We start from the raw sequence: 26,777 nt of genomic DNA on the forward strand, positions 1-26,777 counted from the left end.
TGGCGGAGGATGAGAGATTCGAACTCTCGAGGGGTTGCCCCCAACACGCTTTCCAAGCGTGCGCCCTAGGCCACTAGGCGAATCCTCCGTCGATGAGACTATCTGATCGTCAGCCGCCCGTGGGCGGCGGGGTGCCCCAGGGGCCTCGATGCTCATGATCGCCCGGGGCCAGCTAGACTGCACAGCAGACCCCTCGTGCGGCGTTACCCTCGTGAACTCCCCCAGGGCCGGAAGGCAGCAAGGGTAAGCGGGCTCTGACGGGTGTGCGGGGGGTCCCCTCGTTTCGCATGCCAGTCGAGCGGAGCAGGCCAGTGAGCGCAGCGCTGTACAACCGGTACCGTCCCGCGACGTTTGCCCAGGTCGTGGGCCAGGGGCACGTGACCGACGCGCTGCGCAAGGCCCTGTCCACCGGCCGCCTGCACCACGCCTACCTGTTCAGCGGGCCGCGCGGCTGCGGCAAGACGTCCTCGGCCCGCATCCTCGCAGCCTCGCTGAACTGTGTTCACGGGCCGACGCCGGAGCCGTGCGGGGTCTGCGACGAGTGCGTCGGCATCCGCACCGGGTCGTCGATGGACGTCACCGAGATCGACGCCGCCTCTCACGGGCTCGTCGACGATGCCCGTGACCTGCGGGAACGGGCGTTCTTCGCGCCGGCGTCGGCCCGGTTCAAGGTGTTCGTGGTCGACGAGGCGCACATGGTGACGGCCGCGGCGTTCAACGCGCTGCTGAAGGTCGTCGAGGAGCCACCGCCGTACCTGAAGTTCGTGTTCGCCACCACCGAGCCGGACAAGGTCCTGGCCACGATCCGCTCGCGCACGCACCATTACGCCTTCCGGCTCGTCCCGCCGGGGGTGTTGCGCGAGCATCTGGCGTCCATCTGCGAGCGCGAGGGCGTACCGGTCGACCCGTCGGTGCTGCCGTTGGTGGTGCGGGCGGGCGCCGGCTCGGTGCGGGACTCGCTGTCGGTGCTCGACCAGCTGCTCGCCGGCGCCGACGACGACGGCCTGCATTACGACCGGGCGGTGACGCTGCTCGGCATGACCGACGGCGTCCTGCTCGACGAGACGGTCGAGGCCCTCGCGAAGCAGGACGGCGCGGGCCTGTTCACCGTGGTCGACAAGGTGGTCTCCGCCGGGCATGATCCTCGCCGCTTCGCCCTCGACCTGCTCGACCGGTTCCGCGACCTGATCGTGATGGCGGCCGTTCCAGACGCCGCCGACCGCGGCCTGCTCGAGTCCTTCTCCCCCGACCAGGTCGACCGGATGCGCATCCAGGCCGCCTCGGTCGGCCCGGCGGAGCTCTCCCGCACGGCGGACGTGCTGCACGCCGGCCTCGTCGAGATGCGCGGCACGACGAGCCCGCGTCTCATGCTCGAGCTCATCCTCGCCCGTGCCCTGCTTCCCGCCGCCGCCAGTGACCCCGCGGCCCTGTTGACCCGGCTGGAACGACTTGAACGACGCTCCGCGGTCGACGGGCCCGCGCCAGCCACCCCAGCCTTCTCGCCAGCCCCGCCCGGTCCACGCCATCCGGCCGGTGCGGCTCCTCCCGCCGGTCCCATCGGTGGTAGCCCAGCGGGCTGGGCTCCCTCCGGCGACACGCCCGGTGCTCAGGCACCGGCGCGGGGAGTCGCACCCGGGCCGGCGGGTGGCGGCGAGCGGATCGACGCTGCCGGCCTGCGGATGTTGTGGGAAGAGGTACTCGCCCTCGCCGCGCGACGCAGCCGTAAGACCCACGCGATTCTCAAGGACCACGCGAGCGTCGCGGACGTCCGCGGCGACGAGGTCGTTCTCGCGTTCGCCAGCACGCCGATGGGCCGGATGTTCGGTCAGGGCAACAACGCGGAGGTGTTCTGCGCCGCCCTCGCGGAACGCGTCGGCGGCACCTGGCGGGTGACAGTCGCCCCGGCCGGCGGTTCGGCCCCCGGTCGCGGCGGGCGCCCAGGCGGCTCGTCACCCCCGCCGTTGCCGTCCGCGCCGCCCCCCGGCGGTGATTGGGGCAGTCCGCAGCCGCATCCCGGCCCGCCTTCAGGCGGTGGGATGGCACCGTCGGCAACAACGTACGGTGACGCCCGTCCGGCGGCTCCGCCGTCGCCGTCCGGCCCCGGTCAGGTCACCCGTTCCGGATGGAACCAGAACACCGGCCAGAGCCACGAGTTCGGGCAGCGGGACGGGGCCGTCCAGGTCGTCGACCGAGTCGCGCCGGCAGGCCGCCCAGACGAGGGCAGCACCGTCCCCGCAGGCACCATCCCCGCAAGCACCGTCCCCGCTGCCAGAAGTGCCGTTCCCACCGGCGTCGACACGGCACCCCGCGTCGACGGTAAAGGCGTCAGGACAACGGACGAGCCGTCCCTCGATGACGAGGACGCCCCGCAGCAGATGGACGGCGCCCGCGGTGGCGAGGAGGCCGCGATGTCGCTGCTCCGCACGGGTCTCGGTGCCACGATCATCGAACAGAACCCGGCGACCTGACAGAACAGTAGGCTCGTCGATATGTCGAACCCGCAGATCCCCGCTGGCGGCACAGGTGGCGCGGACGCCGCCGGAGGTGCCCCGCTCGGCCAGATCCTCCAGCAGGCGCAGCGGATGCAGGCCGCGATGCTGTCCGCGCAGGAGAAACTCGCTGATGCCCGGGTGAACGGGACGTCCGGCGGTGGCCTGGTCACGGCCACCGTCAACGGCGGTGGCGAGCTCGTCGACCTGACGATCAGCCGTGCGGCGATCGACCCGGACGACACCGACACCCTCGCAGATCTGGTCCTCGCCGCGGTGCGGGACGCGACGACCAACGCCCATCGGCTTGCCGCCGAACGGATGGGGTCGATCACGGGTGGCCTGAGCGGTCTGGGCGGTCTGGGCGAGCTGTTCGGCGGCGCTGCCGGAACCCCGCACTCACGCTGACGGCGCTCGCACTGACGGACAGGAGCACCGATGTACGAGGGCATCGTCCAGGACCTCATCGACGAGCTTGGGCGACTGCCCGGCATCGGGCCGAAGAGCGCCCAGCGGATCGCGTTCCACCTGCTGTCCGCCGACCCTGTGGACGTGCGCCGGCTGGCGACGGTGCTCACCGAGGTGAAGGAGAAGGTCCGGTTCTGCCGGACCTGCTTCAATGTCGCGCAAGCCGAACTGTGCAGGATCTGCGCCGATCCGCGCCGCGACCAGAGCCTGATCTGCGTCGTGGAGGAGCCCAAGGACGTCGTCGCGATCGAGCGCACCCGCGAGTTCCGCGGCCGGTACCACGTGCTCGGCGGAGCGATTAACCCGATCGGCGGCGTCGGCCCGGACGACCTGCACATCCGTGAACTCATCGCCCGGCTCGCCGACGGCTCCGTGACAGAGCTCATCCTCGCCACTGACCCGAACACCGAGGGCGAGGTGACGGCGTCCTACCTCGCCCGCCAGATCGGCCCGATGGGCCTGCGGGTCACCCGGCTCGCCAGCGGCCTGCCCATGGGCGGCGACCTGGAATGGGCCGACGAGGTGACACTCGGCCGAGCCTTCGAGGGCCGCCGCGTCGTCGGCGCCTGACCCCGGCGCCTGGACCTGGCGCCTGGACCTGGCCCGCTAGCCAGACTGCCGCACGGTTCCGCGGAACACCTTGATCGTTCGCAACACGCCAAGGCGGGTCGTGATTCGAAAATTTGTTCGAAAAAGTCGGCGTGAGCCGCAGACAGGACCGGCCCGGGATGGGACACTCGATCTGCAAGGTCGAACTGTCCCTCACCCCTGAACCGGTGATGACCATGACAACCGCAACCCCGTGCAACCCGAATGAGCTCGACGCCGAGCACGCTCCTCTGGAGCAGGTTGAGGAAACGATCTGCCGGTGGGCCGCGCGACTGGCCTCCGCCACCTGCACCTGGCTCGCGATGATTGCGGCCTTTGACCGGCGCCAGGGTTGGGCCGGCCTCGGTATGTCCTCCTGCGCGCACTGGCTGGCCTGGCGCTGCGGTCTGGATCTGCGCACTGCCCGCGAGCATCTCACCACCGCTCACGCCCTGGAGAGTCTGCCAACGATCCGGGCCGCGTTCGCCTCCGGCGAACTGTCCTTTTCCAAGGTCCGGGCTATCACCCGGATCGCCGGTCCGAACGACGAGCATGACTGGCTCGACCACGCCCGCCGCATGTCCGCCGGCAAGCTGGAACAGCACATCCGCGGCCAACGTCAGCGTGACGCGGATCCGGCCAAGCTGCGCGCCGCGCGCAAGCTCGCGATTCGCTCGACCAACGACGGCATGGTCCAGATCGTCGCCACTCTTGCCCCGGACGATGCCGTGATTCTGCTTGCTGCCCTCGACGCCGCCCGCACCAGCCTTGAGACCGGGCAGCGCACCGTTCCAGGCGAACGTCCCAGTCAGGACCCGGCGCCCGCCCCGTCCGGTCCGCCCGAGGACGGTGAGATCGTCCACGCCCCACGTGGGCAGGCACGCGACGCCGACGCTCTCATTGCCCTCGCCGAGGCCTTCTTCCATTACCAGGCGCCCCACCTGCAGAACTCCCCCCATACCCTCACCTTCCACATCACCGCACCCGGCGAGGTCGAGGGTCCGCACGAGTCCCAGGCGGGGGACGGCTCCGAGGCGCATGACGAGCCGGTCGAGCGGCCGAACAAGCTGCCATCCGGCATCGCTTCCGTCGGCAGGTGGAATCTCGGACTTCCCGCCGGCATGGTCGCGCGCCTCGGCTGCGACGCCCTCATCCGCGCACTCCTCACCGACGGGCAGAACAACCCGCTGCGCCTCGGGCGACGTCACCGCCTGCCCAGCGGCCGGCTACGCGACTCCGTCTACGCCCGCGACCAGGGGACCTGCCAGTTCCCTGGCTGCGATCACACTGAATGGCTTCAGATCCACCACTGCGACGAGTGGGCGGCCGGCAACGGCCGCACGGACGTCGAGGTCCTGCTGCTCATCTGCGGCACGCATCACCGGGCGATCCATGATCAGTATCTCACCGTTAGCCGCCACAACGACGGCTCGGTCACCGTCCGAGCCCCGGACGGACAGGCCATCACCAGCATGCCTGGGCCCATCCTCTTCCCCACCATCGACCGTAATGCCATCCCCGACCTCGACAAAACGTACGGCCTCATCGCATAGCTTGACGGTGGAAGGCTGGTCAGAAGCCCAGGATCGGCGCGTAGGCGGAGCTGGGGATCGACCCCAGGGTCAGCAGCACCACGCTGACGTCCAGATGATCGGCTTCAGCGCTGAACACCGCCTGGTGGCCGCCAGAGGTGTGGTAGACGCCCACGCCGTGGTCGCGGATCACCCGCACCCCGAACATTCGCGTCGCACGGATCCACCAGATCCGCCCGCCGGCCCGGATCCGGATCTGCCGCGCGTCCCGACGCAGGCCGGCGATCAGGCGTGCCCGCCCGTCCGTGGGCAGGCCTGGCTGGTCGACAAGGCCAGGAATGTCATGCAGCGGGCTGTGGACGACGATGCGCGCCGGCCCGGTGTCAGCGCTCGGTTCCACCAGATCAAGCTCCTCGGTGAGCTCCCGGTCCGACGGATACATTTCCGCTGGCCAGACGCCTTCACCGCGTAGGACGCGTTTTCCCCACGCCCCGCCGTGGGGATGGCCGCGGGGCAGCGACCCCCCGATGATCCGGCCAGCTCCGTCCAGGCGCCAGGCCACGGAGACGACCGCTCCCGGCGGGAGATCCGGCGCGAAATCCGCGGCGGTGAGCACCTGTTCCGGGCGTAGGTCACGGATCCGCCGATCCATCCAGGCCGCTAGCTGCCGTGGCCGCGTGGTGCGAAATCCGTCATCTGGCATCCCTCCTAGCCTCGATCACCCTCCGCAAGATTGATTACTTTGTGTACTCAACCTCGGTGCGAGGCGGCGCTACATCCAGCATTAAGCACCAGGTCGATGCGCTACGCACCCAGATGCTACGCCCTGCGGCCAAATGTCCATCATGCGCACGCGCTCACGCAGGTGCGTGCGCGTCGGCGCGCGCACCTGCACGACACTCGGCCCGACGCGGCCCCCCCGCGCTCGGTGTCTCGAGGCGGAGGCGGCAAGCTAGGCGGCAAGCACTCGGGAGGTAGACCGAATGATCATCAGTTCGCATGTTCCCGCGGGTGCGTTCGTGGGAATGGCGATCCGTCATCCCGTGGGGGCGCTGGCGGCGGGCTTCGTCTCGCATCTCGCCATGGACGCACTGCCGCACTGGGGAACGGGCCCGAACACAGAGCCGGAGTGGTTGCCGATCGCACGCCGGGACGGGGTGGCCGGACTTGCGGCGATGGCGCTGCTGACCGCGGCGGCCCCGTCCGGGCGTCGCCTCGCGGTGCTCGCGGGGATGACCGGCGCCTGCCTGCCCGATACCGACAAGGTCGGTCGGTACTTCGTCGGCACCAGCCCGTGGCCGAGCCGGTTCGACCGCTTCCACGAGCGGATCCAGAACGAGGCTCGCGACCGGCTGCCCCGCGAGGTGGCCACCGCGGCGACGCTCACCGCGGCTGGCGCCCTACTGCTACGCCGCCTCGCCGGCTAGGGGGCTAGAGGCGGGGCGGTTCTCGGTCTGGGTCAGACGCTGACGCCGTGGTCGCGGGCCAGACCGCCCAGGTCGTTGTGACCCTGGCCGACAGCCCGGAACTTCCACTCGGCGCCGTTGCGGTACACCTCGCCGAAGATGACCACGGTCTCGGTGGAGTAGTCCTCGGACAGGTCGTAGCGGACCAGTTCGTTGCCGGTCTGGTCGACGACGCGGATATACGCGTTGCGCACCTGGCCGAAGTTCTGCGACCGGTTTGTCGCGTCGTAGATGGACACCGGCACGACGATCCGGTCGATGTCGGCCGGGACCGCCGGCAGGTTTATGATCAACGACTCGTCGTCGCCCTCGCCCTCACCGGTCGTGTTGTCGCCGGTCAGCGTGATCGCTCCGTCCGGCGAGGCCAGGTTGTTGTAGAAGATGAAGTAGCTGTCGTTGAGCGCCTTGCCGTCCGGCTTGAGGCCGATCGCCGAGGCATCGAGGTCGAAATCCGTTCCGGTGGTGGTGCGCGCATCCCAGCCCAGGCCGACGTTCAGCGAGGTGAGCTGGGTGTTTCCGGCCTGCGCCGCCTGCTTCGTGAGGCTGACGTTGCCACCCTTGGCAAGGCTGACTGCCATTGTTGATCGTCCTTCCTGGGGGTATACCTGCTCTCCGTCACCCTGGCACAACCAGTCGGATCCGCCCAGCCTGCCGTCGCCGGGACGACACGGGCGACGTCCACCTGGCTGCTCGGTAACCTGGCTGCCATGGCGCTCCTGGTCGCGAAGTTCGGTGGGTCCTCCGTTGCTGACGCGGACCGCATCAAACGAGTCGCGGAGCGGGTCGTGGAGGCGCGCCGGGCCGGCAACGACGTCGTCGTCGTGGTGAGCGCGATGGGCGACACCACCGATGAGCTCCTGGACCTGGCCGAACAGGTCTCGCCGCTGCCGCCGGCCCGTGAGCTCGACATGCTGCTGACCGCCGGCGAGCGGATCTCGATGGCACTGCTGGCAATGGCGATCGCGACGCTGGGGGCGGAGGCCCGTTCGTTCACCGGGTCCCAGGCCGGTGTGATCACCGACTCATCCCATGGCAAGGCACGGATCATCGACGTCACCCCGGGGCGGATCCGCGCCGCGCTGGACGAGGGCGCGATCGCGATCGTCGCCGGCTTCCAGGGCGTCAGCCAGGACACCAAGGACATCACCACCCTGGGCCGCGGCGGGTCGGACACGACCGCCGTCGCGCTCGCCGCGGCGCTGTCGGCCGATGCCTGCGAGATCTACACCGACGTGGACGGCGTGTTCAGCGCCGATCCGCGCATTGTCCCGGACGCCCGCCGCATCGACCGGATCTCCTACGAGGAGATGCTGGAGATGGCGGCCTGTGGCGCCAAGATCCTCATGCTGAGGTGCGTCGAGTACGCCCGCCGTTACAACGTCCCCGTGCATGTCCGCTCGTCCTTCTCCTCGAAGCCGGGCACGTGGGTCATCGAGATTCCGGAGGCACAGCTGGTGGAGCAGGCCATCATCCGCGGCGTCGCGCACGATCTCTCCGAGGCGAAGGTGACGGTCGTCGGCTGCCCGGACAAGCCCGGCGTGGCTGCGGCGGTGTTCCGGGCGGTCGCCGACGCGGACGTCAACCTCGACATGATCGTCCAGGTGGGCTCGGTGGCCGGGTCGGGGCGCACGGACATCTCCTTCACGCTCCCCAAGGCCGACGGGCGCACGGCGCTCACCGCGCTCGCCAAGGTGCAGGGTGAGATCGGCTTCGAACGGACCCTCTACGACGACCACATCGGCAAGCTGTCGCTGATCGGCGCCGGTATGAAGTCGCATCCGGGGGTTTCGGCCCGGTTCTTCGGCTCGCTCGCCGACGCCGGCATCAACGTCGAGATCATCTCCACCTCGGAGATCCGGATCTCGGTGGTGGTTCGCGACAATGACCTGCCCGCCGCGGTGCGCGCCGTGCACGGCGCCTTCGAGCTGGGCGACCCCGACGGCGGGGCTGTGGTGTACGCCGGCTCAGGACGATAGGGCCGGTTCAGGATGAACAGGAGCAATCTGATGGCAGGCGACGGCGCGGCCAGGCCCACGCTCGCGGTGGTGGGCGCGACGGGGGCGGTGGGCACTGTGATGCTGTCGCTGCTCGCCGAGCGTGCGGACGTCTGGGGGGAGATCCGGCCGGTCGCGTCGGCCCGCTCCGCCGGGCGGACGGTACGGGTCCGCGGCGAGGATGTTGTCGTGCGGGCGCTGGCGCCGGAGGTCTTCGACGGGGTGGACGTCGCGGTGTTCGATGTCCCGGACGAGGTGTCGGCCGCGTGGGCGCCGGTCGCGGCCGCCCGCGGCGCGGTGGCCGTCGACAACTCGGGTGCCTTCCGGATGGACGACGACGTTCCGCTGGTGGTGCCCGAGGTCAACGCCGAGCAGATCGCGCAGCGGCCGCGGGGCATCATCGCCAACCCGAACTGCACGACCCTGTCGATGATCGTCGCTCTCGGCGCGTTGCACCGGGCATTCGGCCTCGAGTCGATGTTCGCCGCGTCCTACCAGGCTGCCAGCGGCGCCGGACAGGCCGGCATTGACGCCTTGTACGACCAGCTCGCCACGGTCGGCGGCACCCGGGAGCTCGGTCAGAGCGCCGGGGACGTACGCAAGGCGGTGGGCGAGAACGGGCTCGGACCGTTCCCGGCGCCGCTGGCGCTCAACGTCGTGCCGTGGGCGGGGTCGCTCAAGGATGGAGGGTGGTCGTCGGAGGAGCTCAAGGTCCGCAATGAGTCTCGCAAGATCCTTGGGCTGCCGGGACTGCGGGTCTCGGCCACCTGCGTCCGGGTACCGGTGATCACCACGCATGCGGTCGCGGTCCATGCCCGCTTCGCCCGGCCGGTGACTGCCGACGAGGCCCGCCAGGTGCTACTCACCGCGCCCGGCGTCGAGGTGGTCGACAATCCGTCGGCCGGCGAGTACCCGACTCCGTCGGACGTGGTCGGCACGGATCCCACCTGGGTAGGCCGTATCCGTCAGTCCCCGGACGATCCGAACGAGATCGCACTGTTCCTCTGCGGCGACAACCTGCGCAAAGGCGCGGCTTTGAACACACTGCAGATCGCCGAGCTGCTCGTCGGACGCCTTTCGGGGCTTTCTTAGGAATCTTTAAGCAATTCAGGTCCGGAATATAACCAGCCCGCCCAGCAGAGTACCCGTTGGGCGGGCTGGTTATGAAGTCTCTCGTGGCTCAGACGACGCGGACGGCGTCGGCCTGCGGACCCTTCTGACCCTGGGTCACCTGGAACTCGACCCGCTGGCCCTCCTCAAGTGCCTTGTAGCCGTCCATCTGGATGGCGCTGTAGTGAACGAAGACGTCGGAGCCGCCGCCGTCCACGGAGATGAAGCCGAAGCCCTTCTCCGAGTTGAACCACTTCACCGTGCCCTGAGCCACGTGCCGTTCTCCTTGCTGGTGCAGTCAGGACCCACACCGCGCGGGCCCCGGGCCGAATGCCGGGAAGCCACAAGAGTTCCTGGCGAACTTCGGCCAGGGATGACGCTACACGGATGGAGGCCTTCGCGGGAGTCCTCCGAGCAAGGAAGTCCACTTCATGCCCCGGTAACAGAACAACGCCGCTGGTCGGCCCGCGGCCGGGTCGGGCAACGTCATCCCGCAATCCTGCGGGCTGGCAGGGCATTTCCCAGGGTCACCGGTTCGCGGCCGGCCTAGGGGGCGTAGTGGCCCAGACGTGGCACCCAAACAGGTGATCTCTTGAAGACTTTCCCGTCGACCACAGTCGAGGCCACACCCGCGCGAGGGTCGCGCCAGGCTCCCCTACTGCAGCCAGCGGCGGTGCCGGGGCGCGGAGATCTGCGGCCAGGCATCGAAGAAGTCACGCTCGGCCATCCGGCCACGACATTCCTCCAGGCCCAGCAGCACCCCGAGGGTGAAGGCCGTCGCATCGCCCTCCGCCTGGGCCGCGACTCCCCAGTCGCGCAGCAGGTCGCGGGCAACCGTGGCGTCCTGATGGATGCCCAGCAGCTCCTGGGCCTGCGCGGCGGCGTCGGCGAGGTCGCTGGCCTTCGCGCCGTAGAGCGGGCTCACGATCTCGGCGGCATAGCGCAGCCGCTTGGCCTGCTTGCGTGCGGTGTGCAACAGCTCGTCCCGATCGGGCCCGACCGGGAGCCGCGCGGCCGCGCCCACCCTGCGGGCGAGTCCACGATCAGCCCGGCCGACGAGTACCGGCAGCGCCGTGCCGGCGGGCTTGCGCGCCGCTTTGGTCAGCGGCGCCCGGACCAGCTCGATCAGGCTGTCGACGAGCGCGAGGTAGCGGTCGCTGCGCAGCATCTCCAGGGCCTGTTCCCGCCCGGCGGCCATGCCCGCGTCGAGATGGGCGCGGACCACCGCGTGCACGGGCCCGGCGACGAGGGCAGCCGGCAGGTCGGCGACCCGGCCGTCGAAGTAGGCGAGCTGGACCTCGGCGTCCCGAGCGCCGGACAGCGCTGCGGCGAGATCACGCAGTTCGGTGTCGAGATGGGTGATCGTCTGGGCCGGGAACAGCGGTGCGAAGATCCGCAGTGCGCTGCGAGCCCGCCGGCAGGCCACCCGCATCCGGTGAACGGCCTCGGGCTCGTCCAGACGTACCCGGGGGTCGGCGGCAAGCAGGGCACGCACCTGTTCGACCAGGTAGGCCTGCACCACCTCGCCCGCGGGCCGTTTGCGCCGCAGCCGGCGGGGCGCGGTGGGCAGGTCGGGCCCGGGGCCGGCAGCCAGCGCCGGGCCGAGCAGCCGGGCGAGCTTGGAGGAGTCGGCGGCGGCCCGCGCGCCGGCCGCCAGCAGCAGCTCGCCGACCGAGTCGAGCACCTCGGGCCCGCCATCGACGAGTTCCACCTCGATCTCCCGCCAGCTGCTCACCGTCGTGGACGCGCCGAGGGTCTGCGCGGAGACCTGATCGTCGACGACCTCGGCGAGATCCGCGCCGCCGGCATCCCGCAGCCGGCGGGCGGTGCGCAGCGTGCGCAGCCGGGCCACCGGTCGCAGCTGGGCTCCACGTGCGTAGACGGCGACCAGGTCGACGAACTCGGCCGGCGGAGTGGGCCGTGTGCCCAGGGCGGGCTCGATCTGGCCGCCGCCGGCGTCCAGCGGAAGCTGCAGTTCGTCCCGCTGGCCGACCCGGACCGGCAGCTTCAGGTGCCAGCCGGCGTCGGAGCCGCCCGTGCGCCGACGCAGTGTGATCCGATTGCGGGCCAGGCGCAGGTCGTCCGTGTCGTAGTAAGTGGCCTCGAGCGTCACCGTGCGGCGGGTCCGGGCGGTGGCCACACCGCTGACCGCGCCCAGCTTCGGCAGGACGAACGACGGTGTGACGGCGTACTTACGTTCGATCTCCCGGACGGCGACCGCCATGGCCAGCCCCTTTCGTTTTCCTTTCGTTCACCTTAACGTGGCACTGGGATCCAGGAGACCTTCCCGACGAGCAGCACATAGCCGACGAAGGCGACGGTGTCGATGAGCGAGTGCGCCACGACGAGCGGCAACACCCGGCCGCGGCGCTGGAACAACCGGCCGAACAGCAGGCCCATCGCCAGGTTGCCGAAGAAGCCGCCGAGTCCCTGGTAGAGGTGGTAGGAGCCACGCAGCACGGCGCTTGCCATCAGCGCCCCTCGCGGGGCCACCTCCAGCTCCCGCAGCCGGACCAGCAGGTAACCGGTGACGACCACCTCCTCAGCCAGACCGTTCTGCCAGGCGCTGAGCGCCAGGACGGGGATCCGCCACCACACGTCCGGCAGGCCGGACGGCGCGACGGTGAGATTCGCGCCGCTGTGCCAGGCCAGCAGGTAGAAGCCAAGGCCCACACCGCCGACCCCGGCAGCGATCAGCGCCCCCCAGGCGACGTCCGAGCCGGGGCGTCGCCCGTCCAGCCCGATCGCCCGCCGCCCGCCGCCATGCCGGGACAGCAGATACAGCGCGAGCAGGACCGGCATCACCCCGGTGAGCACATCGGCCAGTTGCAGGGCAAGATCCAGCCAGGGCCGCCCAGGCGCCGCCGAGCCGTTGAGCTGGGCCACCTGGGACCGCACCGGCCCGGGGCGGGTCAGCACGCCGACATAGCGGATGATCGCGTAGAGCGCCGAGGCCGCGAACGACATCCCCAGCATGACGCCGATCTCGGCGGTGAGCTGCCGTCTCGTGGGCGGCCCGTCCGCACCGGCGACGACCGGCATCGTCGCGGCGTCCGTCACCGTTTGACGGTAGCCCACGCTGGAGGCGACGCCGCCGGCCGGCCTGACGGCTGGTGACGCCAGGCCGGCCGCGTCGCGGATCAGACGGGGATCAGACGGGGTTCACTCGACCGGTTCAGGCCGAGTGAACAGGCGATACAGGACAATCATTGGTGGCAGGACGATCGCCAGACCACCGGCGACGGCGTAGAGCATCGCGTGGATGTTCGTCGACGGCGCCGCGGCGTCGTCGACGGTGACCTGCCCGACGATCAGGTCCGGGTACTGGGCGATCGCCCAGCCCCAGAGCATCCCGCCGACGGCGAGTCCGGCAGCGATCCGGGCCGCGACGAACTGGTTCCGGCCAAGGGCCACCAGCGCGGCGACCCCGCCGCACGCCGACAGCGCGACCAGCGGCACCGACCGGTCACCGAACCGGTGGGCGACCACCGGCGCCTCGTGCGCGAACAGCGGCAGCAGGATCAGCGCGAGCACCCCGCAGACGACCGCGCCGCCGAACGCCCGGCGGCGGAACACCGGCACCAGATGTGCCGAGACCGGGGAGGCGCTTGCGTCCTTGCACAGGTACACGGCGGCGAGGAACGCGGTCGCGGCCACGGCGAACAGGCCGCAGCCCAGCCCGAAGACGCTGCGCAGCGGTGCCATCGGGTCGGAGGCCGACATCTTCCCCGTGGCCAGCGCCGCGCCGGTCACGCCCAGCGCGAACGGAGTGATCGTCGAGGAGACCGCGAAGACATGCCCCCACCAGTGGTCGGGACCCGCCGCGCCCGCGCCGTACGCGCGGTAGACGTAGGCGGCGCCGCGCAGCACGATGCCGACCAGCGCGGCCGCGAGCGGGATCTCCAGCGACGAACCGACCACGCCGTAGGCCGGGGGAAAGCCGCTGAACAGCGCGACGACGATGAAGACCAGCCAGACGTGGTTGGCCTCCCACACCGGCCCGATCGAGTGGGAGATCAGCCGGCGCTGCGACCGGGCGTCCGGGCCACGGGCCAGCAGATCCCAGACGCCGCCGCCGAAGTCGGCACCGCCGAGCAGCGCATAGGCGGTCAGCCCGATCACCATGACGACGAGGAGCAGGTCGGCGGACGTCATCGGGACTCTCCGTCAGTCGAGCGGCCGGAGGCCGCGTGGCGTCCGGCCGGTCGGCCGAACAAACGGAGTCCGGTGTGGTGGGCCTCATGCCGCGGGCGTGGGATGGCCGACGTCCTCGCCGGCTGGTCCTTCCCGCCGGACCCGCCGGACCCGCCGGACGCACTCGGCCTGGCGGTGGGAGCGGGCGCACCGGCAGGGGTGAGGGCGTACCGGGCGGCGTGTTCGGCAGCGGGGTCGTACTCGGCAGCGGGAGCGGACTCCTTGGAGCCGCGGCGCCCGTCGTCCTCGCCACCCTTGCCGGTGCCTTCGCCGCCGTCGCGATCCGGACGTCCGGAGCCACCCTGGCCGCCGTCGCGCGGGCGCGGGGCGCTGGGTGTCGTCGGCCCGCCGGAGCGGCCCGGTACCAGCTGCTCGCCACTGGCGCCGCCGCTGGCCATCCGGCGCAGGATCAGGATGAGGGCACCGGCCAAGCCAAGGTAGAGCGTCAAGGTACCGGCAAAGATCGGAGCCGCACCGTTGCTGCCCGTGACGGCGTCGGCGACCTTCATCCGGCCGCCGACGATCCACGGCTGCCGGCCGCCCTCGGTGACCTCCCAGCCGGTAAGCATGGCGAGCATCGCTGCCGGGCCGGTACAGGCCGCGGCCAGCAGCCAGAGCCGGCCGGTCGGCAGCAGCGGTGTCTCCGCCCGGCGCCGGCGCCGTAGGACGGCGGTCCCGGTCGCCAGCGACAGCATGATCAGCGCCGAACCGGCAACAATCATCACCGTGAACGCGCCGTGCACGAGTGCGCCATCGGGCCGCTTGTCGGGCGGGGCGGAGTCAAGGCCCGTGACGACGTGATTCGTACTGAAGCCCTCGATCAGCGAGAGCATCCCCGGAATCTCCAGGCCGTGGCGGACCTCGCCGGTCTTGTCGTCGTAGATCCCACCGATCGTGAACGGGGCGTTCGACCCGGTGTGGTAGAGCCCTTCCATCGCGGCGAGCTTGAGCGGCTGGTGGTCGGCGGCGTTGCGGCCGGCCCAGTCACCGGCGATGAGCTGCAGTGGGGCGGCGACCAGCACCGCCGTGAGCCCGATGGCAAGGCCGTGACGGTGGTATGCGTCCCGGCGCCCGCGCAGCATGCCGACCGCGTAGATCGCAGCGACCATCCCACCGGCGCACATGAACGCGGCGAGCAGCATGTGGACGAGCTGCGGACCGAACGACGGGCTGGTGAACGGGGCGAACGGTTTCTCGGCGATGACGTGGCCGTTCCGCTCGGTGATGCCCCGCGGGGTGTTCATCCAGGCGTTGACCGTGATGATGAACAGCGTCGACATCGTCCCGGAGATCGCGATCGGCCACAACGTCAGCCAGTGCGCGCGGGCCGAGAGACGTTTCCAGCCGTACAGGTACATCCCGACGAAGATCGCCTCCGTGAAGAACGCGAATCCCTCCATGGTGAACGACAGCCCGAGGGCACCGCCGTACTTGGACATGAAAGCGGGCCACAGCAGCCCGAACTCGAACGACAACACTGTTCCCGAGACGGCGCCCACCGCGAAGAGCACGGCGAAAGCACGGGACCACTTCTTCGTCAATGCCAGCCATACCGGATCGCCGGTACGCAGCCAGCGCCACTCGGTGTAGAGCAGCATCCAGGGCAGGCCGACACCGAACACGGCGAAGCAGATGTGGAACGCGAGGGAGAACGCCGTCTGGGCACGAGCAAGGTCGATGGCGTCGGCGGCGAGAACCATGCGCACGGCTCCTTCGAAGGACCGCGGGGAGAAATCGACCGGGAATCAGCCGACCTTCTACCCAACGTAGAAGGTCCCAAGGTACGTATCGGGTGATCCGGTCGGCCCGACGCGCCGCAGTGAGGTCCACAACAGGGTCGACGCCGACCGGCGGGACGGCGCATCGCACGCCCCCACCACTGGCATACGCGACCGGGACGACATTTCCAGGCCGAGCCGGGTGTGATTCCTTCGAACCTGGGTGAACCTGGTCGATTTCCACCGGTCGGGCGGCACCAAAGAGTGTTTCGCGCGAACCTCGCGCATGGGCCAGATGGCCCGGCCGGTTGTATTACTTTTCTGTAAAGAAATCCCACTTCCCGGCGAATTCAAGCCCCCAGCGAGCGGGCGGAGCGAATGGCCGGACCGGCCGGATGGGCCGGATGGGCCGGGCCGGGGCTGGCGCGGCCAGACCTTCGGGCCATGCGGACCGGGTGACCTCGCCTACGGACGTGGACCCGACCCCGGGCCGCCACGGGCTGCCACGGTCCGGTCGCCGTGCCGTTCCATCCGTCAGACGCCGAGGTCAGCACCGCTGTGACGCAACCTTCGCCCACGAGGTTCGGTGTTTCGCGACGGCAAACTTCTACGCGACGTAGGATTGACCCATGGCGCGACTGGGTGAACTGGAACGCTCGGTCATGGACGTGTTGTGGTCCAGCGACGGGTGGTTGACGGCTCGTGAAGTAGCCGCCCGGCTCGACCACGAGCGCGATCTCGCGTACACCACCGTGCTGACCGTTCTCGAGAGGCTCGAACGCAAGGGTTTCGTGCGCCGGCAGCGGGCCGCGCGGGCCCACCGCTACGCGGCCGCCGACAGCCGGGAGGCCGTCGTCGCCGAAGCGATGATGGAGGCGCTCGGCACGGCGGATGACCGGGGTTCGGCCCTCGTCCGCTTCGTCGGGTCCGTCTCCGCCGAGGAGGCGGAGATTCTCCGGCGGGCGCTGGAAGCTGATCCCCTGAGCGTGGTCCCGCCGACGGCGGAGCCCATCGGGACCAGCCCGACGCCAGGTGCTGCCGAGGGCCGCGACGTGGGCTCAACCACCCCGAAGTAAACAGTTCAGCTTCGGCCGGTGCGGGGGTAGCGTGGCGCGAGATATGACGATCGCGGCACTCCTCGCCTTGTTCGCGGGCGTACTGGCCTGGCCGGTACCACGCCTGCTGGCTGCCGCGCGTTGGCCGCACCGATGCCCGCGGTCGGCGATCATGCTCTGGCAGGCGATCGGGCTGGCCGGTGGCGTCTCAGCCCTGCTGGCGGCCATCGCGTTCACCGTCTCGCCACTGGCCAGCCGCACCCCGTCCGCGATCGCCGACCATGTCACCAACGTCGCCGCGGGCGAGCCGCTCGCGGGGCTGCGCTGGACCAACCTCGTCGGGCTCGCGCTCGCCACGGCGCTCGCCGGCCGGCTGTTCGGTGTGCTCGGCGCCTCCACGGCTGCCACTCTGCGCGAACGTCATCGGCACCGGCATCTCGTCGACCTGGCCGGCCGCCGGCACCGCCGCCATGGCCATCCGGCATCCTGTTGCCTGTGTGAGCATCGCGATCGGGCCGGCATCGGGCTGCGGATCCTCGATCACCCGGTCGCGGTCGCGTACTGCGTACCAGGGGTGCGTCAGGCCCGGGTCGTGGTGTCCCGCGGCCTGCTCAACACCCTGGACGCAGCCGAGCTCGACGCGGTGCTCGCCCACGAGGCGGCGCACGTCGCCGGCCGGCACGACCTGGTGATCCAGCCGTTCGTCGCCTGGGAACGCACCTTCCCGTTCCTGCGACCGGCCCGGGAGGCCACGGCGGCCGTCTCGCTGCTCGTCGAGATGCTCGCCGACGACGCGGCTGGGCGGCAGACCAGTCGGCACACGCTGGCCCGCGCCCTGGCCCGCATCGGCGTCACCCGGACGCCGGTACCCGCCGGCGCGCTGGGCGTTCTCGGCCATCCGATCAGTTCCAGCGTCGGGCCGGTCGGGGTCAGCTCGTCCCGTGGGGTCACCAACCCGGTGGTCTCCCGGATCGCCCGGCTACTCGACCCGCCGCGGGTGCGCTGGTGGCAGCCGCTCGCCGGCTACCTCGCCGCACTCGTGGTGCTCGCGACCCCATCGCTGATCGTTCTGATCGGCTGACTTGCCGAGACAGGCTCACGACATCCGAACGACCCATTTCGGAGGCGGTGTGATGGCCGATCAGAATACGGCAGCCCTGGACGAACGAGACTCGGATCCGGGCGCCTTCGCCGGCGGCGTCTCCACCGATGCGCGGCACGCCGCCGTGCGCGCCGGGGTGCGCCGCCTCGGTGACCTGCTCGGGCAGGCACTGACCCGCCACGAGGGCGCCGAGACGCTCGCGCTGGTCGAGCAGGTGCGGGCACTGGCCCGCAGGCCCGACAACGGCACCGAACTCGCCCGCCTGCTGGCGACGGTGGACGACCCGACGGCCATCGTGCTGGCCCGGGCTTTCACCGCCTACTTCCAGCTCGCCAACATCACCGAGCAGCTCTACCGGTCCCGGGAGCTGTCCGACCGGGCCCAGGGCCCGCTGGCCGAGACGTTCGGGCGGATGAGCGAGGCGCTGGAGGCGGGCCTGCTCGACCGGGAGCTCGTCGGCTCCATCGCCGGGCGCCTGGAGCTGCGTCCGGTGTTCACCGCGCATCCGACCGAGGCCAGCCGCCGTTCGGTGCTCGACACGTTGCGCCGCATCGCGGACCTGCTGGACGCCGACAGCCCGGATGTCGGCGCGCCCCGCCCCGCGGACCGCGACCGGCTCGGCCGCCGGCTCGCCGAGATGGTCGACGTCCTGTGGCAGACCGACGAGCTGCGGGTGGAACGACCCAAGCCCGCCGATGAGGCCCGCTCCGCGGCCTACTACCTGGAGCTGATCGCCACCGAGGTGCTGCCCGACCTGCTCGAGGAGCTGGAGCTCGCTTTCGCCCGGGTGGGGATCCGGCTGCCGGACGACGCCCGGCCGCTGCGGTTCGGCTCCTGGGCGGGCGGCGACCGCGACGGAAATCCCAACGTCACCCCCATGGTCACCCTCGAGGTGCTCACCCTCCAGCACGAGTTCGGCATCCGTCTGCTCACCTCGTCCGTCGAGCAGCTGATCAAGGAGCTCACCGCGTCGACGCGGGTGGTGGGCGTCAACGACGAGCTGCTCGTCTCCCTGGCCGCCGACCGCGAGTCGCTCCCTGAGGTGTACGACCGGTTCGTCCGCCTCAACGCGGCGGAGCCATACCGGCTCAAGTGCAGCTACATCCTGGCCCGGCTCGCGGCGACCCGGGAGCGCCTGGCCGCCGGCCGCCCGCACGTCGCGGGGCGCGACTACGCGGGCCTGGCCGAGGTCCTCGGCGATCTGACGGTGATGCGCACCTCGCTCGCGGCGAAGGACGGCGGCCTCGTCGCCGACGGTCCCCTGCTCCGGGTCATCCGCACCGCCACCGCGATGGGCCTGGCGCTCGCCACCCTGGACATCCGCGAGCACGCGGACAAGCACCACGGCGCGCTCGGCGCCGTCTACGACCTGCTCGGCGAGCTGGACGTGCCCTATGCCCAGCTCGACCGGGCCGGGCGGCGCGCCCTGCTCTCCGGTGAGCTCGCGAAGCGCCGCCCGCTGCTGGGCAGCGCGCCGCCGCCGCTGCCCCCGCAGGCGCTCGGCGCGCTCGAGCTGATGCGCACGATCCGGGTCGCGCTCGACCGGTTCGGCGGCGACGTCATCGAGAGCTACATCGTCTCGATGACCCGGGACGTCGACGACGTCCTCGCCGTGGCCGTGCTCGCGCGGGAGGCGGGGCTGGTCGGGGTGGGGCTGGCCGGGCAGCCGGCCTGGGCCCGCATCGGGTTCGTCCCGCTGTTCGAGACCGTGACGGAGCTGCGGTCCGCGGGGGGGCTGCTGGACGGGATGCTGTCCGACCCGTCGTACCGGGCACTCGTCGGCGCGCGCGGGGACGTGCAGGAGGTCATGCTCGGCTATTCGGACTCGTCCAAGGATGCCGGGATCACCGCTTCCCAGTGGGAAATCCACAAGGCCCAGCGGGAGCTGCGTGACGTGGCGCGGCGCCACGGCGTCGTGCTGCGGCTGTTCCACGGCCGCGGCGGCTCGGTCGGCCGCGGCGGCGGCCCGAGCGGTGAGGCGATCATGGCCCAGCCGTTCGGCACCCTGGACGGCACGATCAAGGTGACCGAGCAGGGCGAAGTCATCTCGGACAAATACACCCTGCCGCAGCTCGCCCGGCACAACCTCGAGACCGCCCTGTCGGCGGTCGTGGAGGCCTCGATCCTGCACCGGTCGTCCCGGCTCTCCCCGGCGGTGCTCGCCGGCTGGGACGCCACGATGCAGGCCGTCGCCGACTCCGCCCGACACACCTACCAGGCGTTCGTCGGCGACCCGGCGCTGGTGCCGTTCTTCCTCGCCGCCACCCCGGTGGAGGAACTCGGCAACCTCAACATCGGCTCCCGGCCGTCGCGGCGGCCCGGTGGGTCTGGTGGCCTCGCCGACCTGCGGGCCATCCCCTGGGTGTTCGGCTGGACGCAGTCCCGGATCATCCTGCCCGGCTGGTTCGGGGTGGGCACCGGCCTTGCCGCCGCGCGCGCCGCGGGTGCCAGCGACACGCTGGCCGAGATGTACCGGTCGTGGCACTTCTTCCGCACGTTCCTCGGCAATGTCCAGATGACGTTGGCCAAGTCCGACCTCGCCATCGCGCAGCGCTATGTCGCCACCCTGGCCGGCGGCTCCGGCGAAGCCATCTTCGCGACGATCCGGGCCGAGCATGCCCGGACCGTCCATGAGGTCCTGGCGGTCACCGGGCAGCGGGAGCTGCTGGAACACGCGCCCACACTGCGGCACACCCTCGAGGTCCGCGACGCCTACCTCGCGCCGCTGCACGCGCTGCAGATCTCGTTGCTGGCCCGCGCCCGCGCCGCCGGTCCGCACGCCGATCCCCAGCTTCGCCGCGCCCTGCTGCTCACCATCAACGGCATCGCTGCCGGGCTCCGCAACACCGGCTGAGCCCTGAATCCACGTCACGCTGGGTACCTGGCGCTTTCACCGACGGCGCGAGCGGGTATGTCACGGGTTCAGAGCGACAAGGGCGACCGGAGAGGAGCACGGCCCGGCCCGGCGGAGCGCGAGCCGAGAAGGGGGTCCATCACGTTATGTCAGGATACTTTCCGACAGGTCGCTGTCCTGCTGACGGTCCGTGCAGATAATCGCAGCGAGCGCCAGCACGGACCGCCTGTAACGGATAGTTAACACGAGATTGATGTCGAGAAAACAGACATGCGTCAACGTGGAGCAACGCGTTCGATCCGGCTTCGCACGCAGGCTCAGCAGGTAACAGGCTCACAGGTAACGGGCTCAGCAGAAAACTGCGCCGGACCGACCGAAACGACCAACCGGCAGGTGGTGGACGCCATGGAGACGATCGTCAAGATTGCGGCTTCAATCGACGACATTCCCACCGTCGAGGAAACCGACGCGATGCTGGACGAGCTGCGACGCTGTCCGCGCGATCCGGCGACCCTCAAAATGATCGACGAGCTGCTCGAGATCCGGATGCTACTCGGCGCGGCCTACGAGACCACCCGCGCCGAGTAGCCGGACGAGCTTCTTACTGCTGCGAGCCAAACGGCTGGTTGCGCTGGCTCTGGCTGCCCTGCGAGGCGCCGAAACGCTCGCCCTGACCGGCGCCCTGGTCGGCACCGACGCCGACCAGCTCTCGCAGGCGGTTCTCGACGTACCGCTCGCTGTGGTGCGTGCGGTCCGCAATGCGGGCGACCAGGTCGTTAACGCTGGTCGCGTTGTCGACGTCCGAGGCGCTGACCTGTCCGAACTGGTCGAGAATGCGGTAACGAAGCTGCTGCCAATTCTGCCGGAGGTGCTGCTCGATCTGCTGCTCCTGCTGCTGGGCCATTCCTGGGATCCTCTCCACTGATGTTCAGGGACTGCGCTGGGCGCGCGGCGAGAGGTTACCGCGATGTATTCGGTCGCCGTCAAGCTGGGGCGCCAACAGGCATGTATCCGGCTTTTAGCGAATGCAGGATTTTCCCTGCGTGCCGGACATCCGACATCGATCGCGATCCCCGCACACTATTCCGCGCGCACCGGAAAGTGCGATTCTCCCGCCGGCTGCCCATTTTCGGTGGGAGGCACACGAACGACCGCCGGAACCATAATGCCGGCGCGGGCGCGAGCGCATATCACCGCGCCCTCGGCCATGCCGGTCGCCGAGGCCGAGCCCGCCGTCATGACGGCGCCGGCGACACGACGGGCGTGGTCGATCGCCTCGATCGACAGGTCGACTCCGGTGACCCGATGACCACGCGCGGCCAGCGCAAGGCTGTGCGGACGAGATGTGCTCGCCAGCCGACAGGCCGACCGGTCTACCGATGACCCGGGTGGCAACCCGGGCCAGGCACGAGGCATCCTCCAGAGCAGGCCGCCGGCGACCACCGACGGAAACAACCAGCACGCTAGGCGACCAGGGTCCACCCATCTGGCCCACCGTATTCTGGGCAGCCAGCGAGTTTCTGGACAGATCGAGCCAGACCGGGAGGACGTCGGCGGTGGAGGCTCTACGGCCCGACGATCCTGAGTCGATCGGTGACTACCGGCTGCTGGCCCGGCTCGGGGCCGGTGGCATGGGCCGGGTCTACCTCGGGCGCAGCAGCGGCGGGCGGACGGTAGCCATCAAGGTCATCCGGGCCGAGTTCGCCGAGGAACCCCAGTTCCGCTACCGGTTCCGGCGGGAGGTGGACGCCGCCCGCCGCGTCGCAGGGATGTGGACGGCTCCGGTGCTCGACGCCGACCCGGACGCCGAGCAGCCGTGGCTGGTGACCACCTTCGTCCCGGGCCCGTCGTTGCACGACGCGGTGCGGGAGCACGGCCCCCTCCCAGTCGGGACCGTGCGGGCGCTCGGCGCGGGCCTGGCCGAGGCACTCATGGCGGTGCACGGCGCGGGCCTCGTCCACCGTGATCTGAAACCGTCCAACGTGCTGCTGAGCCTGGACGGTCCGAAGGTGATCGACTTCGGCATCTCCCGGGCCGTCGACGCGACCGTCCTCACTCACACCGGCGCGGCGGTCGGCTCGCCGGCCTACATGGCACCGGAACAGATCGGCACCGGCGAGATCGGACCGGCCACCGATGTCTTCGCGCTCGGCATCGTCCTCGCCTATGCCGCGACCGGCGAGCCGCCGTTTCGCGCGCCGAGCCTGCCGGCGCTGATGTACGCGATCCTGTCTCACGAGCCGGATCTGTCCCAGGTACCCGATGAGCTCGCTGACCTGGTCGCCCGCTGCCTGCATAAGGATCCCGGCCAGCGGCCGGCTCCGGCGCAGGTGCTGGCCCGCTTGGCGCCTGCCACCCCGGCCGCAGGCGGAGCGGCAGCGTTGGTGGCCGCCGGCTGGTTACCTCCGGACCTGGTCACGGCCCTGAGCCGCAGCGCGCTCGCCCTCCTCGATCTCGACGCCCCGACCCGTAGCCAGCCCGTGCCGTCCACGTTCGTCGTCCACTCCCCCCCGGGCAGCCTCCCTGCACCACCCCCAATGCCGGTCGCCGCGCCGTCGCCATCGCAGCCGCGGTCGCGCCGGACTGGTCTGGCGTTCGCCGGTGCAACGGTCCCGGTCCTGGCGCTGGTATTGACGATCTTACTCATCGGCCTCCGATCCGGCGACCATGACAGAACAGCGGGCGCCGGTGCGAGCGCCACCTCAGGCACCTCCGGGTCTGATCGCTTCGTGGTCTCGGGCCCGGCCTCGCCGCCCCGGTCGACCCCGGGATCCGCGGCAACCGCACCTGGCGACTCGGGTGGCACGTCCCGTACGGGTGAGGACGCCGTCCCGGACGCCTACCTGGGAACCTGGCAGGGCGTGATCAGCGACAGCTCCAGCCTGTCGCAGAATGTGAATATGACGGTGCGCGCCGGACGCATCGGCGAGACGATCGTCCATTCGGAGGTCAGCACCGACGCCTTTGTCGCCACCACCGGGCAGAAGGTGACCTGCCTCTCCGACATGCGCCTGACCTCGGCATCGGACGGGATCACCCTGGTGGACGTCCCGGGCAGCGGCGGCACCAGCGAGCCGACCCTGCTGGGCCTGCCCCTGTGCACCCACGGCGGCCAGGTGACGTTGCAGGTGCAGCCTGGCGGCACGGTGCGCTACACCTCCGCGATCCCCGGAACCGCGAATCCCACCGGGATCCTGGCCCGAACCCGCTGAGGATCTCAGCTCGCCCGGCCGCCGACCCGATGCTCCGGGCCGCGCACAGCGTCAGTCAGAGCGGCGGCGTCGGCGCGGGCGGCCTCGATGCCGGAGACGGTGCGCAGCGGGATCTCACGCACGAAGAAGGCGAGAACCAGGCCGATCACGACCACAGCCGCGCCGACGATGAAGACCAGGCCCATCGCGTCCGAGAATCCGACCATGAACGGGTGGGTCAGGGTCTTCTCGATCGACTGCAGGAAGGCGGTGTCGTTCAGCGAGGTGCTGGACGTGATCTGGCGGAGCTGGTCGGGATGCGCGGCCGCGGCGGCGGCGAACCCAGGGTCACCGGCTGCGGTCTGGTAGGCGTCACTGATCTTCGCGGGAGCACCGCCGAACAGGATCGACAGGAACACCGCCGTGCCCAGTGTGCCGCCCATCTGGCGGAAGAACGTGCCGGACGCGGTCGCCACGCCGATGTCCCGCGGTGACACGGCGTTCTGCATCGCCAGCTGGATGGTCTGCATGTTCAGGCCGAGCCCGACGCCGAACATGAGCATGTACACGTCGGCCTTCCACAGCGGGGTGTCCGCGCCAAGGAACGAGAGCAGCACAAGGGCCGCGACCAGCAGGAAGCTCCCGACGATCGGGAACTTGCGGTAGTGCCCGGTCCGCGACGTCCACCGCCCGGCGGCCAGGGAGGCGCCCATCATGCCGAGCATCAGCGGCAGCATCAGCAGACCCGCGCGGGTCGGCGACGCCCCCTTGACGATCTGCAGGTAGAGCGGAATGGCGGCCAGCCCGCCGAACATACCGATGCCGAGAACCATGCTGATCGCGGAGCCGAGCGAGAAGGTGCGGTTACGAAACAGCCGCAGCGGGATCAGGGCGTCGTCGCCCATCCGCCGTTCGGCGAGCAGGAAGGCGACCAGGCCGACCGCACCGAGCACGAAACAGCCCAGCGACCAGGCCGACGTCCAGCCCCATTCCCGGCCCCGCTCGGCCACCAGCAGCAGCGGGACGACGGCGGTCACGATCGCGACGGTGCCCCATGAGTCGATGCGCACCTGCTGCGCCCGCCGGGTCGGCATGCGCAGGACCCGATTGACGACGATCAGCGCGACGATACCGATCGGGACATTGATCCAGAAGATCCACCGCCAGCCGGCGATGCCGAGAATCGCGTCCTGGCCGGAGAAGAATCCGCCGACGAGCGGGCCGAGCACGCTGGAGGTGGCGAACGTCGCCATGAAGTACCCCATGTACCGGGGGCGCTCCTGCGGCGAGAGGATGTCCGCGGTGATCGCCATGGCGACCGAGACCAGGCCGCCAGCGCCCAGCCCCTGCAGGGCACGGAACCCGGCCAGCATGTACATGTCGGTCGCCAGTCCGCACAGCGCCGAACCCGACACGAAGATCGAGATGGCGATCATGAAGAGCTGCTTGCGGCCGAAGATGTCGGAGAGCTTCCCGTACAGCGGCGTCGTGATCGTCGAGGTGATCAGGAAGGCGGTGGTGACCCACGCCTGGGCTGACAGGCCGTGCAGGTCGTCGCCGATGCGGCGGATCGAGGTGCTCACCACGGTCTGGTCGAGCGCCGCGAGGAACATGCCGAGCAGCAGCGCAGTGATGATCGCCAGAATCTGCCGGTGGGTGAGCGGCCCGGTGGGTGCCGGGGTGGTCCTGGTGCCGGCGCGGCCGGCTGTTCGCATGGTCATCTGCCGCCGTCCATGAGTCGGGTCTCGATCTCGTCGTCCAACCGGTGTAGCAGGGTGGCCAGGGTCTCGACGTCCTCGGTGCTCCAGCCGGCGAGGAGGCCGGCATAGCGTTCGGCGCGCATGCGCACGTGGTCCTGATAGGCCCGCTCGCCCGCCTCGGTCACCGCCAGGACCACGGCCCGGCGATCGTCAGGATCCGGGCGGCGCTCGACGTAACCGTCGCGGACCAGCCCGGCCACCTGCCGGCTGACCGTGGACGGGTCGGACTGAACCGCGGTCGCGAGCGCGCCGAGCCGCATCGGGCCGCCACCGGCCAGATATGTGATCAGAATCTGGGACGCCTGCTCCACGTCCTCGCGGGCCTTGCGGAGGATCTGACCGCGGGCCCGCCCCAAAGTCCGCTGTAGCCGGGCGACCCCTTCGGCGAGCTGGGCGATTCGCTGATCCCGTCGCCCCGGGTCCGCTCGATCCTCCCGGGAACTTGTTTGCAGCATACAAGTATTAAGCCACGGCACGGACGGCGCATGCCCACATTCGCGGGTGTCCTACAGCACAACCGGTGGCATGTGAGCCAGGCCATGCGGACACGCCTCCGACGAGTGGACACATCCCGCCACCAGGAGCTATCAGGCCAAAGGGAGTTACCAGGCCAGCGGGCCGTCCGCATCGACGTAGCTGCCGGTCGGGCCGTCCGGGCCGAGCCGCGCCATCCGGACGATGATCTCGGCACCCTGCTCGACCGTCTGGTGAAGACAGTGCGGACGAGGTCGGCGGAGGTCTCGGCGGGCGGGGGGACCTGCCCGTCCGCGCCGCGAGCCTCGATACCGGCATTGTTGACCAGGACGTCCAGCCCACCGTCGGTCTCGATCGTCTTCGCCGCGGCCCCCACCGACGCGTCGTCGGTGACGTCCAACTGGACGAAGTGGGCCTGCGCCCCAAGCCGCCCGGCCGCCCGACGGCCCCGCTCCGGTGATGAGCGTCGTCGTCATGCTCCGGATTTTCCCCGTCGCGTATCGCCGGACCGGCTGACGGCCCCCCGGTTCCGCGGAACCGCCCGCACCGGGCGGATGTTAGATTGCTAGCATGCTAGAGTCGAGGTGTGGGCGATGAGGATGTGAAGCAGTTCAACGTCTATCTGCCGATCGGGCTGATCAAGCAGGTCAAGCACCAGGCGATCGAGTCCGGCCAGTCCCTGTCGGCACTGGTCGCCGAGGCGCTGCGGTCCTACCTCGGCACCGCTCGCGCAGAGGGCGCCCACGAGCGGCAACCACCGTCATCCGGATCGGAGACCTGAC

24 protein-coding genes, 1 tRNA gene and 1 other RNA gene are annotated in these 26,777 nt (G+C 70.4%); 14 read left to right on the forward strand and 12 right to left on the reverse strand.

What is annotated here, in order from left to right:
* A tRNA-Ser gene (locus MXD95_RS11055) sits at positions 1–88 on the reverse strand.
* A gap of 96 nt (positions 89–184) precedes the next feature.
* On the opposite strand from MXD95_RS11055, the gene ffs reads away from it, so the two are divergent.
* The 5 genes from ffs to MXD95_RS11080 all read left to right on the forward strand — a co-directional run bounded on the left by ffs (position 185) and on the right by MXD95_RS11080 (position 5,098).
* An RNA gene (ffs, locus tag MXD95_RS11060) (signal recognition particle sRNA small type) lies at positions 185–281 on the forward strand.
* 30 nt (positions 282–311) lie between these two features.
* Positions 312–2,468 (forward strand): DNA polymerase III subunit gamma and tau, encoded by a 2,157-nt coding sequence (locus MXD95_RS11065; protein WP_250640495.1) that lies wholly within the window; start codon positions 312–314, stop codon positions 2,466–2,468.
* Positions 2,469–2,489: 21 nt separating this feature from the next.
* A complete protein-coding gene (locus MXD95_RS11070) occupies positions 2,490–2,897 on the forward strand; it encodes a YbaB/EbfC family nucleoid-associated protein (RefSeq protein ID WP_250640496.1) in 408 nt (135 codons plus the stop codon).
* 30 nt (positions 2,898–2,927) lie between these two features.
* Complete coding sequence (gene recR, locus MXD95_RS11075; protein WP_250640497.1) at positions 2,928–3,527, forward strand: recombination mediator RecR; 600 nt, start codon at positions 2,928–2,930, stop codon at positions 3,525–3,527.
* A gap of 131 nt (positions 3,528–3,658) precedes the next feature.
* Positions 3,659–5,098, forward strand: a complete 1,440-nt coding sequence (locus MXD95_RS11080) for an HNH endonuclease (protein WP_250640498.1) — start codon at positions 3,659–3,661, stop codon at positions 5,096–5,098.
* Positions 5,099–5,117: 19 nt separating this feature from the next.
* Here MXD95_RS11080 and MXD95_RS11085 read toward each other — a convergent pair whose 3' ends face one another.
* Positions 5,118–5,729, reverse strand: coding sequence for a hypothetical protein (locus MXD95_RS11085; RefSeq protein WP_250640499.1), 612 nt, complete (start codon positions 5,727–5,729; stop codon positions 5,118–5,120).
* A gap of 331 nt (positions 5,730–6,060) precedes the next feature.
* Between MXD95_RS11085 and MXD95_RS11090 the strand changes: the two genes are divergently transcribed.
* Positions 6,061–6,504 carry a hypothetical protein gene (locus MXD95_RS11090; RefSeq protein ID WP_250640500.1) on the forward strand — a complete coding sequence of 148 codons (444 nt, stop codon included), beginning with the start codon at positions 6,061–6,063 and terminating at the stop codon, positions 6,502–6,504.
* Between the two features lie 32 nt (positions 6,505–6,536).
* Here the strand turns inward: MXD95_RS11090 and MXD95_RS11095 are convergent, their stop codons facing one another.
* Positions 6,537–7,121 (reverse strand): TerD family protein, encoded by a 585-nt coding sequence (locus MXD95_RS11095; protein ID WP_250640501.1) that lies wholly within the window; start codon positions 7,119–7,121, stop codon positions 6,537–6,539.
* A gap of 129 nt (positions 7,122–7,250) precedes the next feature.
* Between MXD95_RS11095 and MXD95_RS11100 the strand changes: the two genes are divergently transcribed.
* Both MXD95_RS11100 and MXD95_RS11105 read left to right on the forward strand, forming a co-directional pair.
* Positions 7,251–8,519, forward strand: a complete 1,269-nt coding sequence (locus tag MXD95_RS11100; protein WP_250640502.1) for an aspartate kinase — start codon at positions 7,251–7,253, stop codon at positions 8,517–8,519.
* 30 nt (positions 8,520–8,549) lie between these two features.
* A complete protein-coding gene (locus tag MXD95_RS11105) occupies positions 8,550–9,629 on the forward strand; it encodes an aspartate-semialdehyde dehydrogenase (protein ID WP_250640503.1) in 1,080 nt (359 codons plus the stop codon).
* 88 nt (positions 9,630–9,717) lie between these two features.
* On the opposite strand, the gene MXD95_RS11110 is transcribed toward MXD95_RS11105, so the two are convergent.
* The 5 genes from MXD95_RS11110 to MXD95_RS11130 form a co-directional block, all read right to left on the reverse strand.
* Positions 9,718–9,921: a cold-shock protein gene (locus tag MXD95_RS11110; protein ID WP_009740954.1), complete on the reverse strand. Its 204-nt coding sequence runs from the start codon at positions 9,919–9,921 to the stop codon at positions 9,718–9,720.
* A 381-nt stretch (positions 9,922–10,302) separates the two neighbouring features.
* Positions 10,303–11,871, reverse strand: a complete 1,569-nt coding sequence (locus MXD95_RS11115) for a CYTH and CHAD domain-containing protein (RefSeq protein WP_250640504.1) — start codon at positions 11,869–11,871, stop codon at positions 10,303–10,305.
* 32 nt (positions 11,872–11,903) lie between these two features.
* Positions 11,904–12,689 carry a CPBP family intramembrane glutamic endopeptidase gene (locus MXD95_RS11120; RefSeq protein WP_250640611.1) on the reverse strand — a complete coding sequence of 262 codons (786 nt, stop codon included), beginning with the start codon at positions 12,687–12,689 and terminating at the stop codon, positions 11,904–11,906.
* 120 nt (positions 12,690–12,809) lie between these two features.
* A complete protein-coding gene (locus MXD95_RS11125) occupies positions 12,810–13,802 on the reverse strand; it encodes a cytochrome d ubiquinol oxidase subunit II (protein ID WP_250640505.1) in 993 nt (330 codons plus the stop codon).
* On the reverse strand, positions 13,799–15,541 hold the full coding sequence (locus tag MXD95_RS11130) for a cytochrome ubiquinol oxidase subunit I (protein WP_250640506.1): 1,743 nt from the start codon (positions 15,539–15,541) through the stop codon (positions 13,799–13,801). The genes MXD95_RS11125 and MXD95_RS11130 overlap by 4 nt, the downstream gene beginning before the upstream one ends.
* Positions 15,542–16,188: 647 nt before the next feature.
* Here MXD95_RS11130 and MXD95_RS11135 point away from each other — a divergent pair.
* The 4 genes from MXD95_RS11135 to MXD95_RS28915 all read left to right on the forward strand — a co-directional run bounded on the left by MXD95_RS11135 (position 16,189) and on the right by MXD95_RS28915 (position 21,158).
* A complete protein-coding gene (locus tag MXD95_RS11135) occupies positions 16,189–16,635 on the forward strand; it encodes a BlaI/MecI/CopY family transcriptional regulator (protein ID WP_250640507.1) in 447 nt (148 codons plus the stop codon).
* A 43-nt stretch (positions 16,636–16,678) separates the two neighbouring features.
* Positions 16,679–17,695: a M56 family metallopeptidase gene (locus MXD95_RS11140; protein WP_250640508.1), complete on the forward strand. Its 1,017-nt coding sequence runs from the start codon at positions 16,679–16,681 to the stop codon at positions 17,693–17,695.
* 52 nt (positions 17,696–17,747) lie between these two features.
* A complete protein-coding gene (gene ppc, locus MXD95_RS11145) occupies positions 17,748–20,570 on the forward strand; it encodes a phosphoenolpyruvate carboxylase (RefSeq protein ID WP_250640509.1) in 2,823 nt (940 codons plus the stop codon).
* A 270-nt stretch (positions 20,571–20,840) separates the two neighbouring features.
* Positions 20,841–21,158, forward strand: coding sequence for a hypothetical protein (locus tag MXD95_RS28915; RefSeq protein ID WP_308301479.1), 318 nt, complete (start codon positions 20,841–20,843; stop codon positions 21,156–21,158).
* 13 nt (positions 21,159–21,171) lie between these two features.
* Here MXD95_RS28915 and MXD95_RS11155 read toward each other — a convergent pair whose 3' ends face one another.
* Entirely contained in the window at positions 21,172–21,474 is a 303-nt protein-coding gene (locus tag MXD95_RS11155) for a hypothetical protein (RefSeq protein WP_250640510.1), read from the reverse strand.
* Between the two features lie 652 nt (positions 21,475–22,126).
* Between MXD95_RS11155 and MXD95_RS11160 the strand changes: the two genes are divergently transcribed.
* Positions 22,127–23,782: a serine/threonine-protein kinase gene (locus MXD95_RS11160; RefSeq protein ID WP_250640511.1), complete on the forward strand. Its 1,656-nt coding sequence runs from the start codon at positions 22,127–22,129 to the stop codon at positions 23,780–23,782.
* A 5-nt stretch (positions 23,783–23,787) separates the two neighbouring features.
* On the opposite strand, the gene MXD95_RS11165 is transcribed toward MXD95_RS11160, so the two are convergent.
* Genes MXD95_RS11165 through MXD95_RS29595 form a run of 3 tightly spaced genes read right to left on the reverse strand, consistent with a single transcriptional unit; the run spans position 23,788 to position 26,395 of the window.
* The gene (locus MXD95_RS11165; protein ID WP_250640512.1) at positions 23,788–25,482 is read right to left on the reverse strand and encodes an MDR family MFS transporter; all 1,695 of its coding nucleotides are present in this window, start codon (positions 25,480–25,482) and stop codon (positions 23,788–23,790) included.
* Positions 25,479–25,919, reverse strand: coding sequence for a MarR family winged helix-turn-helix transcriptional regulator (locus MXD95_RS11170; protein WP_250640613.1), 441 nt, complete (start codon positions 25,917–25,919; stop codon positions 25,479–25,481). Before MXD95_RS11170 ends, MXD95_RS11165 begins: the two co-directional genes overlap by 4 nt.
* On the reverse strand, positions 25,808–26,395 hold the full coding sequence (locus MXD95_RS29595) for a hypothetical protein (protein WP_250640513.1): 588 nt from the start codon (positions 26,393–26,395) through the stop codon (positions 25,808–25,810). Before MXD95_RS29595 ends, MXD95_RS11170 begins: the two co-directional genes overlap by 112 nt.
* 186 nt (positions 26,396–26,581) lie before the next feature.
* Here MXD95_RS29595 and MXD95_RS11180 point away from each other — a divergent pair, with 186 nt between their 5' ends.
* The gene (locus MXD95_RS11180) at positions 26,582–26,776 is read left to right on the forward strand and encodes a ribbon-helix-helix domain-containing protein (protein WP_250640514.1); all 195 of its coding nucleotides are present in this window, start codon (positions 26,582–26,584) and stop codon (positions 26,774–26,776) included.
* Position 26,777 lies beyond the last annotated feature (1 nt).

Source organism: Frankia sp. AiPa1, assembly GCF_023243075.1.
GTDB lineage: Bacteria > Actinomycetota > Actinomycetes > Frankiales > Frankiaceae > Frankia.